This window comes from Parvibaculum indicum, assembly GCF_011762095.1.
Taxonomy (GTDB): domain Bacteria; phylum Pseudomonadota; class Alphaproteobacteria; order Parvibaculales; family Parvibaculaceae; genus Parvibaculum; species Parvibaculum indicum.
In genome coordinates, this window is record NZ_JAASQO010000004.1 from 285,919 (window position 1) to 301,024 (window position 15,106).

17 protein-coding genes and 1 pseudogene are annotated in these 15,106 nt (G+C 63.2%); 6 read left to right on the forward strand and 12 right to left on the reverse strand.

From position 1 onward, the window contains the following. Positions 1 to 4 precede the first annotated feature (4 nt). Positions 5 to 1,390 carry an MFS transporter gene (locus FHS78_RS07400; RefSeq protein WP_167092571.1) on the forward strand — a complete coding sequence of 462 codons (1,386 nt, stop codon included), beginning with the start codon at positions 5 to 7 and terminating at the stop codon, positions 1,388 to 1,390. 18 nt (positions 1,391 to 1,408) lie between these two features. Here the strand turns inward: FHS78_RS07400 and FHS78_RS07405 are convergent, their stop codons facing one another. Continuing rightward, positions 1,409 to 2,668 carry a M20 family metallopeptidase gene (locus FHS78_RS07405; RefSeq protein ID WP_167092578.1) on the reverse strand — a complete coding sequence of 420 codons (1,260 nt, stop codon included), beginning with the start codon at positions 2,666 to 2,668 and terminating at the stop codon, positions 1,409 to 1,411. 101 nt (positions 2,669 to 2,769) lie between these two features. Between FHS78_RS07405 and FHS78_RS07410 the strand changes: the two genes are divergently transcribed. Further along, positions 2,770 to 3,516 carry an alpha/beta fold hydrolase gene (locus FHS78_RS07410; protein ID WP_167092583.1) on the forward strand — a complete coding sequence of 249 codons (747 nt, stop codon included), beginning with the start codon at positions 2,770 to 2,772 and terminating at the stop codon, positions 3,514 to 3,516. 92 nt (positions 3,517 to 3,608) lie between these two features. Here the strand turns inward: FHS78_RS07410 and FHS78_RS07415 are convergent, their stop codons facing one another. Both FHS78_RS07415 and FHS78_RS07420 read right to left on the reverse strand, forming a co-directional pair. Beyond that, the gene (locus tag FHS78_RS07415) at positions 3,609 to 4,403 is read right to left on the reverse strand and encodes an SDR family NAD(P)-dependent oxidoreductase (protein ID WP_205305231.1); all 795 of its coding nucleotides are present in this window, start codon (positions 4,401 to 4,403) and stop codon (positions 3,609 to 3,611) included. A 55-nt stretch (positions 4,404 to 4,458) separates the two neighbouring features. Continuing rightward, positions 4,459 to 4,824 carry a PilZ domain-containing protein gene (locus FHS78_RS07420; protein ID WP_167092588.1) on the reverse strand — a complete coding sequence of 122 codons (366 nt, stop codon included), beginning with the start codon at positions 4,822 to 4,824 and terminating at the stop codon, positions 4,459 to 4,461. 184 nt (positions 4,825 to 5,008) lie between these two features. On the opposite strand from FHS78_RS07420, the gene FHS78_RS07425 reads away from it, so the two are divergent. Beyond that, positions 5,009 to 5,407, forward strand: a complete 399-nt coding sequence (locus tag FHS78_RS07425; RefSeq protein ID WP_167092591.1) for a DUF427 domain-containing protein — start codon at positions 5,009 to 5,011, stop codon at positions 5,405 to 5,407. 155 nt (positions 5,408 to 5,562) lie between these two features. Here FHS78_RS07425 and FHS78_RS07430 read toward each other — a convergent pair whose 3' ends face one another. The 4 genes from FHS78_RS07430 to FHS78_RS07445 form a co-directional block, all read right to left on the reverse strand. After that, on the reverse strand, positions 5,563 to 6,432 hold the full coding sequence (locus FHS78_RS07430; protein WP_167092595.1) for an SDR family NAD(P)-dependent oxidoreductase: 870 nt from the start codon (positions 6,430 to 6,432) through the stop codon (positions 5,563 to 5,565). A gap of 35 nt (positions 6,433 to 6,467) precedes the next feature. Beyond that, positions 6,468 to 7,262: an enoyl-CoA hydratase gene (locus FHS78_RS07435; RefSeq protein WP_167092599.1), complete on the reverse strand. Its 795-nt coding sequence runs from the start codon at positions 7,260 to 7,262 to the stop codon at positions 6,468 to 6,470. 176 nt (positions 7,263 to 7,438) lie between these two features. Beyond that, positions 7,439 to 8,977 carry a sulfatase family protein gene (locus FHS78_RS07440; RefSeq protein WP_167092604.1) on the reverse strand — a complete coding sequence of 513 codons (1,539 nt, stop codon included), beginning with the start codon at positions 8,975 to 8,977 and terminating at the stop codon, positions 7,439 to 7,441. A 178-nt stretch (positions 8,978 to 9,155) separates the two neighbouring features. Further along, complete coding sequence (locus tag FHS78_RS07445) at positions 9,156 to 9,962, reverse strand: alpha/beta fold hydrolase (RefSeq protein ID WP_167092607.1); 807 nt, start codon at positions 9,960 to 9,962, stop codon at positions 9,156 to 9,158. Between the two features lie 176 nt (positions 9,963 to 10,138). On the opposite strand from FHS78_RS07445, the gene cysE reads away from it, so the two are divergent. After that, the gene (gene cysE / locus FHS78_RS07450) at positions 10,139 to 10,981 is read left to right on the forward strand and encodes a serine O-acetyltransferase (RefSeq protein ID WP_167092612.1); all 843 of its coding nucleotides are present in this window, start codon (positions 10,139 to 10,141) and stop codon (positions 10,979 to 10,981) included. Positions 10,982 to 11,088: 107 nt separating this feature from the next. Here the strand turns inward: cysE and FHS78_RS07455 are convergent, their stop codons facing one another. Next, on the reverse strand, positions 11,089 to 12,381 hold the full coding sequence (locus tag FHS78_RS07455) for an NAD(P)/FAD-dependent oxidoreductase (protein ID WP_167092615.1): 1,293 nt from the start codon (positions 12,379 to 12,381) through the stop codon (positions 11,089 to 11,091). A 33-nt stretch (positions 12,382 to 12,414) separates the two neighbouring features. Beyond that, positions 12,415 to 12,690, reverse strand: coding sequence for a hypothetical protein (locus FHS78_RS07460; protein WP_167092620.1), 276 nt, complete (start codon positions 12,688 to 12,690; stop codon positions 12,415 to 12,417). A 147-nt stretch (positions 12,691 to 12,837) separates the two neighbouring features. Here FHS78_RS07460 and FHS78_RS07465 point away from each other — a divergent pair, with 147 nt between their 5' ends. Further along, positions 12,838 to 13,629 (forward strand): glucose 1-dehydrogenase, encoded by a 792-nt coding sequence (locus FHS78_RS07465; RefSeq protein WP_167092623.1) that lies wholly within the window; start codon positions 12,838 to 12,840, stop codon positions 13,627 to 13,629. On the opposite strand, the gene FHS78_RS07470 is transcribed toward FHS78_RS07465, so the two are convergent. Beyond that, positions 13,614 to 13,802, reverse strand: a complete 189-nt coding sequence (locus tag FHS78_RS07470; protein WP_167092627.1) for a hypothetical protein — start codon at positions 13,800 to 13,802, stop codon at positions 13,614 to 13,616. The two genes, FHS78_RS07465 and FHS78_RS07470, sit on opposite strands and share 16 nt — an antisense overlap. Positions 13,803 to 14,030: 228 nt before the next feature. Here FHS78_RS07470 and FHS78_RS07475 point away from each other — a divergent pair, with 228 nt between their 5' ends. Then, positions 14,031 to 14,243 (forward strand): DUF3126 family protein, encoded by a 213-nt coding sequence (locus tag FHS78_RS07475; protein ID WP_167092630.1) that lies wholly within the window; start codon positions 14,031 to 14,033, stop codon positions 14,241 to 14,243. 28 nt (positions 14,244 to 14,271) lie between these two features. Here the strand turns inward: FHS78_RS07475 and FHS78_RS07480 are convergent, their stop codons facing one another. Continuing rightward, positions 14,272 to 14,748: a VOC family protein gene (locus tag FHS78_RS07480; RefSeq protein WP_167092633.1), complete on the reverse strand. Its 477-nt coding sequence runs from the start codon at positions 14,746 to 14,748 to the stop codon at positions 14,272 to 14,274. 100 nt (positions 14,749 to 14,848) lie between these two features. Beyond that, positions 14,849 to 15,013: pseudogene (locus tag FHS78_RS07485) on the reverse strand (glutathione S-transferase family protein); the annotation flags it as partial. Positions 15,014 to 15,106 lie beyond the last annotated feature (93 nt).

Sequence of the window (15,106 nt, forward strand, 5' to 3'; positions counted from 1 at the left end):
ACAAATGTCTGAGAAGAGTGAGCCTTCGGGCCGGTTGTCCTGGGCTCGGTTGATTGCGTTTTCCGGACCCGCCATTCCGATCGCGGCGGTCGGCCTGCCGATCAGTGTCTATCTGCCGCATTTCTATGCCGAGGAAATGGGACTGGGGCTCGCGGCGGTCGGCACGGTCTTCTTCTTTGCGCGCATGTGGGACGTGGTGACCGATCCGCTGATGGGCGCGCTCTCGGACCGGTACCCCTCGCGCTGGGGGCGACGCCGGCACTGGCTGGTGCTCTGCGTACCGCTCATGGCGCTGTCGGCCTATATGGTCTTCATACCCTCGGCGCCCGTCTCGGCCTTCTATCTCGCCTTCTGGATGTTCTTTCTTTATATCGGCTACACCATGCTGACGATCTCGCATCTGGCATGGGCGGCGGAGCTTTCGGACGACTATAACGAGCGCTCGCGCATCCAGGGCTATCGCGAAGCCTTTGCGCTTATCGGCGTGCCGCTGGTGCTGATGATCCCCGTCATCATCGAAAGGCTGGGCGATGCGAATGCGGGCGCGGCGCGCGTCCACTCGATGGGCTGGTTCATCATCCTGCTGCTTCCCATCGCGGTGCTGCTGAACGTCTGGCTGGTGCATGAGCGTCCGGCAAGGCCGCAGCATCGGCAAGTGCCGGTGCGCGAGGCGCTGGGCGCGCTCGTGAAGAATGCGCCTTTGCGCCGCCTGCTGGCCGCCGATCTGCTGAGCGGGTTCGCGGGCGCGGGGCTCGGCTCGCTCTATCTCTACGAATCCGATCTCGTCTGGGGCGTGAAGGATGTGCAGAGCCTGCTGCTGCTGCTCTATTTCATCGGCGGGGTGATCTTCATTCCCGTGGTGCTGGCCGTCAGCTATCGCATCGGCAAGCATCGCACCGTCGTCGGGGCGGCGCTTTTCAACACCTTCTTTCCGCCGGTGATCTTTCTCATCCCGCATGGCAGCGTGCTGGTCGCCTCGCTGGTGCTGCTCTTCCTCGGGCTCAATGTCGGGACCACCGCCACGCTCTACCGGTCGATCATGGCCGATGTGTCGGATCTCGACGAGCTGGAGAGCGGACATCGCCGGTCCGGTCTCTTCTATTCGCTGCTGACGCTGACGCAGAAGGTGGGCGGCGCCATCGCGGTGGGTGTCGTCTTCTGGACGCTGGCGGTGCTGGGCTTCGATCCGGATGGGGGCGGTACGTCGGCGGAAGGCGTGCAGGCGCTTTCCTATGTCTTCGTTTCGATCCCGGTCATCTGCAACGCGCTGGTGGTGCTGGTGATGTGGAAATTCCCCATCGGCCTCAAGGAACAGCAGGAATTGCGGTCCCGTCTCGACGAGCGCTATGTCGAAGAGGTGGAAACGGAGCAGCACCCGCCCTTCGAGTAAGGGCGGGCCTTCGCCGGATCAGCAGCAGCCGCAGCCGCCGAGATTGGCTTCGCCCTCGGGGTTGTAGGCGGCGGCGACGGAGCGTTCCGAACTGTCTTTGGTGCGGGCGAATTCCTCCGCCGCGGTCATGCGCATGTTCTCGTCCGTCAGATAGTCGATGGCCGTCATGGCGAGCGCCTTGGCGCCGTCGATGCAGGCCTTGTCGCCGAGATCGGAGGCGGCCCAGACCGCGAATTCCGGATTGTGGATTACCACATGCATCGGCGCGGAGCAGATCATCGGGTGGATGGACGGCACACGGTGGCTGACATTGCCCATATCGGTGCTGCCCGAGGAACCCGCCGGCATCTTTTCCAGCGGGAAGAACTCGCGGCCGAGCGAGGACATGTTGTCTTCATAGGATTTCGCGAGCGGCATGGAGGTCTTGAGGTCGAGATAGTCGGCCTTGGCCCATTTGATATCCGCCGTGCAGCCCGCGGCCATGGCGCCCGCCTGGAAGCAGGCTTCCACGCGCTTTTTAAGCGGGGCGAGGTCTTCGGCATTCGCCGCGCGGACATAGAACAGCGCCTCGGTGTGGTCGGGCACGATGTTGGGCGCGTCGCCGCCTTTCTTGATGACGCCGTGAATGCGTTCGCTCGGCTTGATGTGCTGGCGGAGCTGCGCGATCGCCTGATAGGCGGTGATGAGCGCGTCGAGCGCATTGAGGCCCGCATGCGGCATGGCGGAGGCATGCGCCGAGCGGCCATGATAGGTGACCGAGACTTCCGAAATGGCAATGCAGGGCATGGTGATGAGATCGACGCCCGCCGGATGCACCATCATGGCGGCATCGACGCCGTCGAAGGCGCCTTCGCGCGCCATCAGTTCCTTGCCGCCGCCCATTTCCTCCGCCGGGGTGCCGAGATAGCGCACGCGGCCCGGCAGTTCGCCGTTGAGCTTCGCCAGAGCCATGGAGGCGCCGAGGCCGGTGGTGGCGATGATGTTGTGGCCGCAGGCATGGCCGATGCCGGGGAGCGCGTCATATTCCGAGAGGATGGCGACTTCCGGCTTGCCCGCCGGGCCGAATTCACTCGCAAAGGCGGTTTCGAGGCCATAGGCGGAGCGCGCGACCGGCATATCCGCTTTTTCCAGCTTTTCCGTCAGGATGCGCGCGGCCTCATGCTCGTGAAAGGCGAGTTCCGGCTTTGCATGGATCGCATGGCTGACCTCGATCAGCTCGGGGGCCATGGTGTCGATCATGTCGCAGAGTCTGGATTTGAGCGTGGCGGCGTCGGTCATCTTTTCCTCCGAATTGTCATGGAAGGGTAGCGCTATGCGGGAGACATTCAAAGCGTGGACTGGCTAGACTGCGGCCTCGTTTCGCGTAAGGGAATTCGGTCATGGAGAAATTCGTCTCGGACGGGCTGAAACTGGCCTATCGGGTGGAAGGCGAGGGCCATCCGGTGCTGCTGATCCACGGTTTCGGCTCCACCCATGCGGTGAACTGGGTGGATACGGGCTGGGTGAAGGCGCTCGTCCGGGCGGGGTATCGCGTCATCATGTATGACGGGCGCGGGCACGGCCAGAGCGACAAGCCGCATGACGAGGAGGCCTATTCGCTCTCCCTGATGGCGGAGGACGCGGTGGCGCTGCTCGACCATCTGGGCGAGCCCGGGGCCGATGTCATCGGCTATTCCATGGGCGCGATGGTGGCGCTCGTGATGGCGATGGAGCATGCCGAGCGGGTGGATCGCGCGGTGGCGGCGGGCGTGGGCGAAAACCTTCTGGTGCCGAGCCGCGAGGCGGACAGCGTGGTCGATGCGCTGCTGGCCGACAGTCTCAAATCCGTGACGACCCGGATGGGGCGCATGTTCCGTGCCTTTGCCGATCAGAACCGGCAGGACCGCGAGGCGCTGGCCGCCTGCTGGCGGGCGGTCCGGCAGCCCTTTCCGGTGGAGGGGCTCGGGAAGATCGCGCGGCCCGTGCTGGTGGTGGCGGGCGGCGAGGACGATCAGGCAGGCGCGCCGGAACCGCTTGCCGCACGTATTCCCGGCGCGGTGTCGGCCGTCGTGCCCGGTTGCGACCACATGAAGGCGGTGGGCGCGAAGGGCACGAAGGACGCGGTGCTGGGGTTTCTGGCGGGGTAAGAAGCGGGGCCGACGGCGCCTCCGGCTCCGTGCCCGACCTCCCCCTCAAGGGGGGAGGTGGAAGAGATGTCGCGTTGACTATTCCGAGCCACTCATCGCGCGGCCAGCGGGGCGAAGCCGAGATGCATGCCGGCGTCGGTGATGAGCGTTTCGCCGGTGATGTGTTCGCCGCCTTCGTCGCAGAAGAAGACGACGGAGGTCGCGATGTCTTCTGCCATGCCTGCGCGCTGGAGCGGCATGGTTTCCTCCTGCTGCTTCACGATGCGGTCGAAGGTTTCCTGGCCGAAGCGTTCGGAGAACCAGCGCGTGCCGATGAAGCCGGGGCAGACCGCGTTGACGCGGATTTCCGGGGCGAGCGAACGGGCGAGCGAGAGCGTCATGGTGTTGAGCGCGCCTTTGGACGCGGCATAGGCGATGGAAGAGCCGACGCCGGTGACGCCCGCGATGGAGGAGATGTTGACGACCTTGCCCTTGCCGATTTCCTTCATGTGCGGTTCGGCGGCGCGGATCATCATGTAGGCGCCGACGACATTCACCTTGTAGATCCAGAGGAAGTCGTCCTCCGTCAGCGCGTCGAGCTTGGCGTGGTCGGCGAATTTGGTGCCGCCGGCATTGTTTACCAGCACGTCGACGCGGCCCCATTTGGCGACGGTGTCGGCGACGATGCGGCGGCAGTCCTCGTCCTTGCTCACATCGCCTTGCGCCAGCAGCGTTTCGACGCCGAGCTTCTCGCAGGTGGCCTGCGTCTCCTTCGCTTCGGTTTCGCTCTTGGTGTAGTTAATGACGACCTTGCTGCCGCGCCCGGCGAGCTTCAGCGCGACCGCGGCGCCGAGGCCGGTGGCCGAGCCGGTGACGATGGATACCTTGCCGTCCATGGATTTCGACATGCTGGCGTCTCCCCTGAATGAGTGTTTTGAGGGGAGTTTAGAGGCCGGGCCTCGCTCAGGTAAGGGGCGGGTTGTGGAAAGCGGCCAGAATGAGCCGGTCCACCACGCGGTCGCGCTTTTCGGGCGGCATGTCGAGGGCGACGCCTACATGGCCCTCGGGGGTGTGGCGGGCGGCGAAGCCCTGCGCGAAGCCGACGCCGGGCACATCCAGGGCGATCCGGGCGCCGAGGGCTGGGCGGGGGCTGACCTCCACGGTCGCGCCGCTGGCCGACATTTCATGGATCAGGCACTCCGAATCGACACCTGCGAAGACGATACGGCCCTCCAGCCGCGTCGCGATACGGCGATGCAGCCGACGGTCCGCCGCCTTTCGGGAGCCGGAAAGACCGGAAATGTCATCGGTGGGTAATGCTTCAGCCATGCTTTCCTTCCAAAGATAAGGGTAAAGCGGGGCTGGTTGAGGAAGTGTTGCGGCCTTGCGGTGTTGCGGCGGGCGCGCTTCGCATTTAAACCTTTGGGCAAAATCGCCAGAACGTTGATTTGCCGCATTTTCGACCCGCGAAACTGGCTCCATTTTCGCCGAAAATGCCCTAAGGAGGCTCTTTATGGGACAACTGGTTTCAGGCGCCACGCGCGACTCGGGTTACGAAAGCAATCCCGACTATCTTATTCGCCTCGCGCCCGCCGGGCTGAAGGTGGAAGTGCGGTTGAACGGCCACACGGTTGCCAAGACGGAAAAGGCGCTGGAGCTGTTCGAAAGCAACCACGCTCCGGTCCTCTATATTCCGCGCAGCGATGTGGTGGCGGAATATGTCCAGCGCACCGACCACACGTCCTGGTGCCCCTATAAGGGCCGGGCGAGCTACTATGCCGTCCGCACGCCGGAAGGCGAGGTGGAGGATGCCGCCTGGAGCTATGAAGACCCCTTCGTCCAGATGGCCGACATCCAGGAGATGGTCGCCTTCTATGCGGACAAGGTGGAGATCGTCACCGAGTCGCTCTAATCACAGGCCGTTTTCCTGCGAAAACGACCTGATCTTTGAGTGGCTAGCGGATTCACCCGAACAATGTTGAATGGCAAGTGCCATTCAAATTGTCCGGGATCCACTAGCTGTCATACGGACAGTTTTTGAACCAGCCCCTTGGCTGAGGTGAGACCTCAGCTCTGGGGCTGTTTCATGTCTTCCGGCAGGGTGGAGAGGAATTCGTTGATCGTTTCCTCGAAGTCGATCCGCTTGCCGAGCGAGTTCATCGGCCCGGCGGTGAGGCCGCCATCGACGGCGATGGCCTGACCCGTCACGAAGGTCGAGGCGTCCGAGGCGAGGAAGAGCGCCGTCTCCGCAATGTCGTCCGGCAGGCCAGCCCGTGCGATGGGCTGGATCTTCGCCAGACGCGGCTTCATGAATTCCCCGAACTGATCGGCCACCTGCGTGCCGAGGCCGAGACCCGATCCGAAGATCGAGGTGGCGATGCCGCCCGGGCAGATCGCGTTGGAGCGGATGTTGAGGGGCGACAGCTCCAGCACGGCGGAGCGCGCCAGATGCAGCACCGCCGCCTTGCAGGCCGAATAGACATGCGGCCCGAAGCCCGCCTGAAGGCCCGCGACCGAGGCAGTGGAGATGATGCTGCCGCCGCCGTTCTTCTTCATTTCCGGCACGGCATATTTGTAGCCGAGAAAGACGCCCTTCAGCAGCACGCCGACCGTTTCGTCGAAGGCCTCGCCCATGTCGATTTCATGGAGTTCGCCGCCGACGCCGCCGAAGCCGGCATTGTTGAAGATGACGTCGAGCTTGCCGTAGCGCTTCACCGCGTGTTCGACCAGCGCCTTTACTTCGGCCTCATGCGCGACATTGGTGCGGCAATAGGAGAAATCGTCTCCCAGTTCGCGCACCATTTCCTCGCCCTTGTGGTCCTGCAGGTCGCCGCAAACGACTTTCGCGCCTTCCTTCAGGAAAAGATCCACCGTGCCGCGGCCGATGCCGCTCGTGCCGCCCGTGATGATGGCGACCTTGCCGTCGAGCCTTCCCATGTTTCCTCCGAGTTTTTTTGTTTATGCCCCGGACTTCATCGTCCTTTGAACTGGGGCTTTCTTTTTTGCATGAAGGCCGCGCGGCCTTCCGCGTAATCTTCGCTCGAAAAACATTCCGCGGCGAGGGTTTCGCATTTTTCGCGGTCGAAATTTCCGGGTTCCTTCACCAGCTCGTCGATAATGCGCTTTTCCGCCGTCATGGTGAGCGGCGCGTTCTCCGCGATCTGCGCGCACATGGTGTGGATGGTGAGTTCGAGATCTTTCGCGCTCACGCTGCGGTTGATGAGGCCCATATGCAGGGCTTCCTCCGCGCTGAACTGGCGGGCGGTGTAGAAGATTTCCTTGGCGAAGGAGGGGCCGACGATTTCCACCAGCCGGTGCGTGCCTTCCAGCGGATAGGCGAGGCCGAGCTTCGCCGCCGGGATGGCGAAGGTGGAATGGTCGGCCGCGACGCGGATGTCGCAGGAAAGCGCGATGCCCAGCCCGCCGCCGATGCAGTAGCCATGGATCATGGCGATGGTCGGCAGGCGCGTTTCGGCGAGGGCGGCGAAGGCGCGGCCCGAAATCTCGTCATAGGCGTTGACGCTGTCGGAGGAAGAGCGGTTCTGCTCGAATTGAGAGATGTCGGCGCCCGCGACGAAGGCCCGGTCGCCCGCGCCGGTCAGCACGATGACGCGGATGTCGGGATCGGCCTCGAAATCGGCGACGATCTCCGGGATCGCCTGCCACATATCCAGCGTGACCGCGTTCATGCGCAGCGGATTGTTGAAGGTCATCCAGCCGATATGGGCTTCCTTCTTCACGATCATCTCGGGCGTGGGGGACGACATGGGGAACCTCGCTGGAATTTACGACAGCAAAGGGCATAGCCCCGGCAAGGCCGGGGCGCAACCGGGGGGTGCGCAAACGGCGTCATGCCCCGCTTTATGCGGGGCATCCACGTCTTTGCGGCAAAGAAGGAAGACGTGGATGGCCCGGACAAGCCGGGCCATGACGTCATTTTCAGTTACACCGCTGCGACATATTCCAGCCTGTCCTCGCGGACAGGAGGCAGGTGGTCCTTGAGGTCGGCGAGCAGGTCCGACTTCAGCGAGGCATGGGCCGGGTCGTCCCAGAGGTTGCGCCACTGGCGCGGGTCTTCCTTCAGGTCGTAGAGCTCGCCTTCCGTGCCGTCATAGATGGTGCCGGGGAGGCAGGCGGTGATGGTGTAGCCGTCGCGATGGATGGTGCGCAGGTTTACGGTCGTGCTGTCCACATGTTTGCAGTCCCACTCGGTGAAGACGCGCTCGCGGCCCTGTTTGTCGGCTTGCGTATCGGTTGTAGGGAGGGGCTTGCCCTGCATCCAGTCCGGCACATCCAGACCGGCGATCTCGCAGAAGGTGGGGGCGAGGTCCACCTGGCCGACGGGCCTGGTGACGGCGCCGGGCGTGACGCCCGCGGACTTCGCGGGCCGCCAGATGAAGGGAAGCCGCATCAGCGCATCGACGTGATAGGGGCCCTTGAAGAGCAGGCCGTATTCGCCCTGGAACTCGCCATGATCGGTGGTGAAGATCACGTCCACATCGTCGCCCCAGCCGCGCGCCTCGATATGCGCCATGACCTTCGAGACCGCCTCGTCGATCAGCTCGTTCTCGACATGGGTGAAGGCGTTGATCTCCTGCACCTGATCGGCGGTCATCTCGCAGGGGCGGAAATCCGGCGGCGCTTCGAAATTCGTCACGCGCTCGCCGGTGTAATATTCCATCCAGTGGCGAGGTTTGCCCTTCAGGATCTTTTCGATCTTCTCCTTCGAGCCCGGATAGAAATCGGGGAGGGGCGTTTCCTTCCACGGGTGGCGGTGCAGCTCCGATTGCGGCGGATCCCAGGGATGGTGCGGATCGGGGAAGGACATCCAGCAGAACCAGTCATCCTCCGCCTGCAGACTATCGAGCCAGGCGACGGTGCGGTCGGCCACCCAGTCGGTGTGATAGTGCTCGCGGGAGACGGGGTTGTAGTGAAGCTGGCAGCCGCCCGTTTCGCCGCCGCCCGCCGCGTTCACCTGAAACTTGTCGTTGAGGTTCCGGTAGAAGCCCTTCAACCCTTCAGGGTCGTTCTTCCGCATCCACTCATTGTAGTGAAGGATGAGCGGCGAATGCGTCGCCAGTTCCATATGGTCGAAGCCGCGATGGGGGCCGTATTCGCCGACGCGGGCCATGCGGTTTTCGTAGAATTTCAGTTCCGGATCGAGGAAGGGCTCGAAATGCGCCTTGCCGATGAGCGAGGTCTTGTAGCCCTTTTTGTCATGCAGTTCGGCGGCGACGCTGGGTGCGTCCGCCGGCAGGGGCACGCCGTTCATCCAGACGCCATGGGTCGAGACATATTGCCCGGTAATCATGGTGGAGCGGGCGGGCATGCAGACGACGTTCTGGTTGTGCGCGCGGGCATAGTTGATGCCTTCCGCCGCCAGTTTGTCGATGGCGGGCGTACGGGCCACCTTGTTGCCGTTCGCCCCGATGGCGTCGAAGCGCATCTGGTCCGTGGTGATGAAAAGAATCTTGCGGCCCATAGCGTCCTCCTCGCGTGCCAGCCTTATTTTGAGGGGTAATGTATGGCATTAACGCGGGGGCAACAAGGAAGGTGGAGCCGGGCAGGCTGTTTTTCTTCAATTATTTCAAATGGTTATATCTACTATTCCGCAGGTTGATACCCTTTGCGGAGGCCGGTGCGTTCCCGGGCCACGGCGCTCAGATAACGCCGCCTGTGAGAAACGAGATCATGTCCGGGAAGGCCTGCTTGTCCTGCAGTATGAAGAGGTGCCCGCCCTCGTAAAAGCGGAGTTCCGAATGGGGGATGCGGGCGGCCATGTTGTCCTGCGTTTCGGGCTTTGCGATGCCGTCATACCTTCCGGCGCAGATGAGGGTGGGGGAACGGATCTCGCCGAGCCTGTCCCATGTATCGTGCTGCGCGCGTGCCTCGAGCTGGCGGCGGCGGCCCATGGCATGGCCGGGCTCTTCGGCATGAGGGTCGGCGGCGGCCATGGCGACGAGCTGCTCATAGGTTTGCGGATTGGCCTTCGCCCAGGCGTCGTCATGCCGCGTGTCGGAAATCGGGATCATGTGGCGGGCGCGCTCTTCGAGGCTCATGTGCTGAAGCTCGTGCAGCGGATAGGAGGCGCCGCCTTCGCCGCCGGGCGAGGTGCAGGCGAGCACCATGGCCTCCACCGCATGGGGGTGCCGTATCGCTAGCTCCTGCGCCACCATGCCGCCGAAGGAGACGCCGATTACCATGGCCGACTGCCAGCCGATGGCGGCCATCAGGTTCACCGCATCCTCGGCATACTGGGCCATGGAATAGGGCGCATCGGGCTTCGCGGTCCGGCCGAGGCCGCGCTGGTCGTAGGCCAATGTGTCGAAATGCTTCGGCAGGGGGCCGTCCATCACATTGGGTTTGTTGCGCAGATCGCCGCCCGTGCCGGAGATGAAGAGGAGGCGGGGCCCCTCGCCCGCGCGCTCGTAACAGATGTCGATGTCTCCGGCCTTGGCAAAGGGCATGTCGCGTCCTCAAGTCCCGCTTTGGGCCGGGGGAGGTCAGTTCTTCTATTGAACTCGTTTCCCCGCGGCCTATGTGTTAATCTCATTGCAATCTGCGCCATGCTTCCGTCTGGCGCAAAGCGGCATTTTGAGCCCCATTCTGTCTTCAGGGGCCCGCCAGAGGGAAGGGTCGAGCCATGTCGAAGCCGGCTGAAAGGGAAAACGCCTCGCAGAACCTGGCCGTATGCGACCCGGTATGGGAGCGCGTGCGCGAGGAAGCCTCGGAGATGGCGTCGGGCGAGCCGATTCTCGCCAGTTTCCTTTACGCGACTATTCTCAATCACCGCACCTTCAACGATGCGCTCTCCTATCACCTCGCCCAGAAGCTGGGGAATGACGAAGTGCATTCCATGCAGCTTCGCGAGCTGTTCGACGAAGCGCTGAAGGCGGATGCCTCGATCGGCGAAAGCACGCGGGCCGACGTCGTCGCCTATTACGAGCGCGATCCGGCCTGCAGCGCCTATATCCAGCCCATCCTCTACTTCAAGGGCTTTCATGCGCTCCAGTCCTACCGGGTGGCGCATTGGCTCTGGGGGCAGGGGCGCAAGGCCATCGCGCTCTTCCTGCAGAACCGGATTTCCGATCTCTTCGCGGTGGATATTCACCCGGCGGCGCGGCTCGGTCGCGGCATTTTCATCGACCATGCGACCGGCATCGTGATCGGCGAGACGGCCGTGGTGGGCGACGACGTGTCCATGCTGCATCACGTGACGCTGGGCGGCACCGGCAAGGAGCAGGGCGACCGTCACCCCAAGGTCGGGCGCGGCGTGCTTATCAGCGTGGGCGCCAAGGTGCTCGGCAATATCCAGATCGGCGAGTTCAGCCGGATCGGCGCGGGCAGCGTGGTGCTGCATGACGTGCCGGAAGGCTGCACGGCGGTGGGCGTGCCTGCGAAGATCGTGGGCTGCGCGGGCTGCGACAAGCCAAGCCATGCCATGGACCATGTCATCCCGGAATCGGATGAAGGGTCGGGGCAGTAGGGTTTCCTTCAACGTCATTGCGAGCGTCAGCGAAGCAATCCAGAAGCGGCAGGTTCAGCGCTGGATTGCTTCGTCGCGTGCGCTCCTCGCAATGACGAAAGAGAGCATCACCCCGGCAGGCGGTCCTTCATCGCGTACCAGAGCATGCCGGCGACGAGGCCCGGATAGCGCAGCAATGTGCCGCCGGGGAATTTCGGCGTCTTGAGGTCGGCCATCCAGTCGAAGCGTTCGGCCTGACCGGCAACCGCTTCCGCCACCAGCTTACCGCCCAGCGTCGCCATGTTGATGCCCTGTCCCGAATAGCCATGCGCATAGATGAGGTTCGGCGCGAGGCGACCGAAATGCGGCATGCGCTTCAGCGTGATGGCGAGCGTGCCGCCCCAGGCATAGTCGATGCGGATATCCCTGAATTTCGGGAAGACGAGCGACATGGGTTTGCGCACGAAGCCCGCAATGTCCTTCGGGAAGTTGGGCGAATAGTTCTCGCCGCCGCCGAAGAGCAGGCGGTTGTCGGCGGAGAGCCGGTAATAGTCGATGACGAATTTCGTGTCCTGAATGCAGACATCGTCGCGGATGAGCTGCCTCGCCTCCTCATCGCTCAGCGGTTCGGTGGCGATAATGAAATTGTTGATGGGCATGATCGTGCCCGCCACGCGCGGTTCCAGCTTGCCGAGATAGCCGTTGCAGGCCAGCACGACATGCGGCGCGGTGACCGAGCCCTTGTCCGTCTTCACGATGGCGGGGTCGGTATGGGAGATGTCGACCACGCGGGATTGCTCGTAGATCGTGACGCCCAATGCGCGCGCGGCGCGGGCGAGCCCCAGCGCATAGTTCAGCGGGTGGAGATGCGCGCCGCCCATGTCCAACGTGCCGCCCCAGTAACGGTCGGTATCGACCATCTCGCGGATTTCGTCGCGCGGGACGTAGCGAATTCGGTCATAGCCGTATTTGTCCCGCATATGCGCGGCTTCTTCCTTCAGCCACGCCGCATCGCCTTTTTTCCAGGCGGCATGCAGGACACCCGGTTTCAGGTCGCATTTTATGTCGTGGCGCTCGATGAGGCCCTTGACGGTTGCGACGCTGTCTTTCGCCAGCTCCCAGAGGCGGGCGGCCCATTCCTCGTCCAGCTCCTTTTCCAGCGTTTCCTGATCGTGGCGCTGGCCGGTGCCGAGCTGGCCGCCATTGCGGCCCGAGGCGCCGAAGCCGACGCGTTCCGCCTCCAGCAGGGTGACGGCATAGCCGCGCTCGGCCAGATGGATCGCCGCCGAAAGGCCCGTATAGCCCGCGCCGACAATGCAGACATCGGCCTTTTCATCGCCCGTGAGGGGGGCAGGCGGCGCGATGCCGTTCGCAGTGGCGACGTAATAGGAGTTGGCGGGGTAGCCGGCGGCGTCGGTCATGGGGTCAACGGGATTGGTGAACGGGTCGAGCCATTATAGCTCCACAATCTCGTCCTTCCGGTCATCTGCATAAATGTCGCAGAGGTCGAGGCAGGCCTCCCAGGGGGCGCTGTCGGCGACGTCTTCCATGGCCTCCTTACTCGCCCATTCGGTGCGATAGACGACCTTGCCGCCTTCTTCTTTCAGTTCGACGCTCACAAAGCCATCCGGCGCGTTGCGATCCAGTTCGCGCTCCTTATAGGCGCGGAGCTGGGTCAGGATATTGTCCGGCTGGTCGGTTTCGAAGGTGATGATGAGTGCGACGGCCATGGATCCTCTGTCTCTGCTCTTTCGTGGATGCTCGTTTCGAGCGCTTTTGGGCTCTATAGCACGGCTTGGCGGCGTTTTCTCGATTGGAAGCATGCGCCTTGCGGGCCAGAATGCCTGAAATCCTCAGAACACAAGAAGGAGAACGGGATGGGACGGCTTCAAGGCAAGGTGGCGCTGGTCACGGGCGCGGCCAAGGGTATCGGCGCGGCAACGGCGAAGCGGCTGGCGGAAGAGGGTGCAAGCGTCGTCTGCACGGATGTGGACGCGGATGCCGGGCAGGCGGTGGCCGACGAAATCGCCAATGCGGGCGGGGCGGCGGCTTTCATCGCGCATGACGTGACCGACGAGGCGCAGTGGGAAGCCGCTGTGAAGCTCGCCGAAGACAAGTTCGGTGCGCTCCACATCGTGGTGAACAATGCGGGCATTGCGCCGGATTCGACCTCGATTGAGGAGAAAACGCTGGAAAGCTGGCGCCATGTGCTCGCCATCGACCTCGACAGCGTCTTCCTGGGCTGCAAATGGGGCATCCGCACCATCAAGAAGCATGGCGGAGGTTCGATCATCAATATCTCGTCGATCCTCGGGCTCGTGGGCCAGCCGAATGCGTCGGACTACAATGCGGCGAAGGGTGGCGTTCGGCTGCTCACCAAGTCGGCGGCACTCGAATGCGCGGAAGCGGGCTATGACATCCGCGTCAACTCCGTGCATCCGGGCTATATCGATACGCCGCTGGTTCAGGATGTGATGGCGAAGGGCGAGATGGGCGGCCAGCAGGTGGGCGCGAACGAGATGCGTGAGCTTCTGACCATGCTGCATCCCATCGGACGGCTCGGCATCGCCAAGGAAATCGCCAATGCGGTGCTGTTTCTCGCCAGCGACGAGGCGAGCTTCATGACCGGATCGGAAATGGTGGTGGATGGCGGCTATACCAGCCGCTGATCCATCCGGCCCGTTGCCAGCGTCACGACGGGATCGGCGATGCCGGCAGCGGGGCGGTCCGGCGCCTTGGCGCCCCGCACAGGCCGGTCCGGCGCGATGACGAGCGACAGCGCCGCCGCCGCTGTCAGCAGGACGGCGAAAACGATCAGCATTTTTTGCGTGCGGCGCATCATCGGGACCAGGTCTCCGCCTCGTGGGATGGCTAAAGCATCTCACGGGGCGGCGGGTGCCCGCTATCGGGCGAAGCGCCGCACCGGGGCGTTGGCGGCGTGGCGAATTGCCGCTTTTCGGGGCCCGCGCGTTTGCACGGGGCGGTCCAGTTGGTTAAAACCCGGGATCGCCGGAATCAGCCCGCTCGGGGCTTTTCGGGACTTTTGGACCGACTATGATTGGGGGATCCCTTGGATCGCAAAGAAATCACCCGTCTCGAAACCTATCTGCGGACGAAGTTCCAGCTGCCCTCCATCGAGGTCCGTCAGCGCCCGCAGAAGGACGATTCCGGCGAGGTCTATATCGGCGATGAATTCATCGGCGTGATTTTCCGCGACGAGGACGAGGGCGAGATCTCCTACGCCTTCAACATGGCGATCCTGGATTTCGACCTTCCCGAGTGAACCCGCTGGGCGCCGGCTGCGCCTGCGCTCAGGCTACAGGCGCCTCGAGCGCGGCGATGTCGATCTTCTGCATCGTCATCATCGCCTTCATTGCGCGTCTGGCCTTGTCGCGGTCGGTGTTGGTGGTCAGCTCCATCAGACGCTTGGGCGTGATCTGCCATGAGTGGCCCCACCGATCCTTGCACCAGCCACAATCGTTCGCCATGCCGCCATTGCCGATGATGGCGTTCCAGTAGCGATCGGTTTCTTCTTGGTTCTCGGTCAGCACCATGAAGCTGACGGCTTCGTTCGGCGTGAAGATGGGGCCGCCGTTCAAACCCAGAAACGGCCTGCCGAGCACCGTGAACTCCACCGTCAATTCATTGCCTTCCTCGCCGCCGGGGTAGTCCGACGGAGAGGCGTTGATCCGGTCGACATGGCTGTCGGGGAAGGTCGCGGCATAGAATGCGGCTGCCTTGCTCGCTTCGCCGTGGTCAAACCACAGGCAGGTAACGATATCGGTCATTTCCATTCTCCCAGCATGCGTTTCAACTTATGCGCGGGCCAAATTCTGATCAGGCGACCGTATCTTGTCATCGGAGTGGCCCGAAAAAGTTCTTCTTTCATCAATCGCCTTGCGGTGTGCCTGTATTGACTGCCAGCTGAGCGGCGAATGCGCGCATATAGGCGGGCCGTGCTTCGCCTCGGGCGACGTAAGCAGCGAGATTTGGATATTCATCCAGCAAGGGCGACGAGACTTTCAGCCTGAGCAGGACCGAAACCATCATCAGCCCACATTCCCCAAGTAAATCGCTGATTTTGCTGTCAGGATCTCAATATTTCCGATATAAATCATGGTGTTGATGGCCGTGAGGGGCGCGTTT

Bases quoted from the DNA above. Each gene is read 5' to 3' on its own strand.
- FHS78_RS07400 (WP_167092571.1), top strand. From the start codon at position 5: ATGTCTGAGAAGAGTGAGCCTTCGGGCCGGTTGTCCTGGGCTCGGTTG.
- FHS78_RS07405 (WP_167092578.1), bottom strand. From the start codon at position 2,668: ATGACCGACGCCGCCACGCTCAAATCCAGACTCTGCGACATGATCGAC.
- FHS78_RS07410 (WP_167092583.1), top strand. From the start codon at position 2,770: ATGGAGAAATTCGTCTCGGACGGGCTGAAACTGGCCTATCGGGTGGAA.
- FHS78_RS07415 (WP_205305231.1), bottom strand. From the start codon at position 4,403: ATGTCGAAATCCATGGACGGCAAGGTATCCATCGTCACCGGCTCGGCC.
- FHS78_RS07420 (WP_167092588.1), bottom strand. From the start codon at position 4,824: ATGGCTGAAGCATTACCCACCGATGACATTTCCGGTCTTTCCGGCTCC.
- FHS78_RS07425 (WP_167092591.1), top strand. From the start codon at position 5,009: ATGGGACAACTGGTTTCAGGCGCCACGCGCGACTCGGGTTACGAAAGC.
- FHS78_RS07430 (WP_167092595.1), bottom strand. From the start codon at position 6,432: ATGGGAAGGCTCGACGGCAAGGTCGCCATCATCACGGGCGGCACGAGC.
- FHS78_RS07435 (WP_167092599.1), bottom strand. From the start codon at position 7,262: ATGTCGTCCCCCACGCCCGAGATGATCGTGAAGAAGGAAGCCCATATC.
- FHS78_RS07440 (WP_167092604.1), bottom strand. From the start codon at position 8,977: ATGGGCCGCAAGATTCTTTTCATCACCACGGACCAGATGCGCTTCGAC.
- FHS78_RS07445 (WP_167092607.1), bottom strand. From the start codon at position 9,962: ATGCCCTTTGCCAAGGCCGGAGACATCGACATCTGTTACGAGCGCGCG.
- cysE (WP_167092612.1), top strand. From the start codon at position 10,139: ATGTCGAAGCCGGCTGAAAGGGAAAACGCCTCGCAGAACCTGGCCGTA.
- FHS78_RS07455 (WP_167092615.1), bottom strand. From the start codon at position 12,381: ATGACCGACGCCGCCGGCTACCCCGCCAACTCCTATTACGTCGCCACT.
- FHS78_RS07460 (WP_167092620.1), bottom strand. From the start codon at position 12,690: ATGGCCGTCGCACTCATCATCACCTTCGAAACCGACCAGCCGGACAAT.
- FHS78_RS07465 (WP_167092623.1), top strand. From the start codon at position 12,838: ATGGGACGGCTTCAAGGCAAGGTGGCGCTGGTCACGGGCGCGGCCAAG.
- FHS78_RS07470 (WP_167092627.1), bottom strand. From the start codon at position 13,802: ATGATGCGCCGCACGCAAAAAATGCTGATCGTTTTCGCCGTCCTGCTG.
- FHS78_RS07480 (WP_167092633.1), bottom strand. From the start codon at position 14,748: ATGACCGATATCGTTACCTGCCTGTGGTTTGACCACGGCGAAGCGAGC.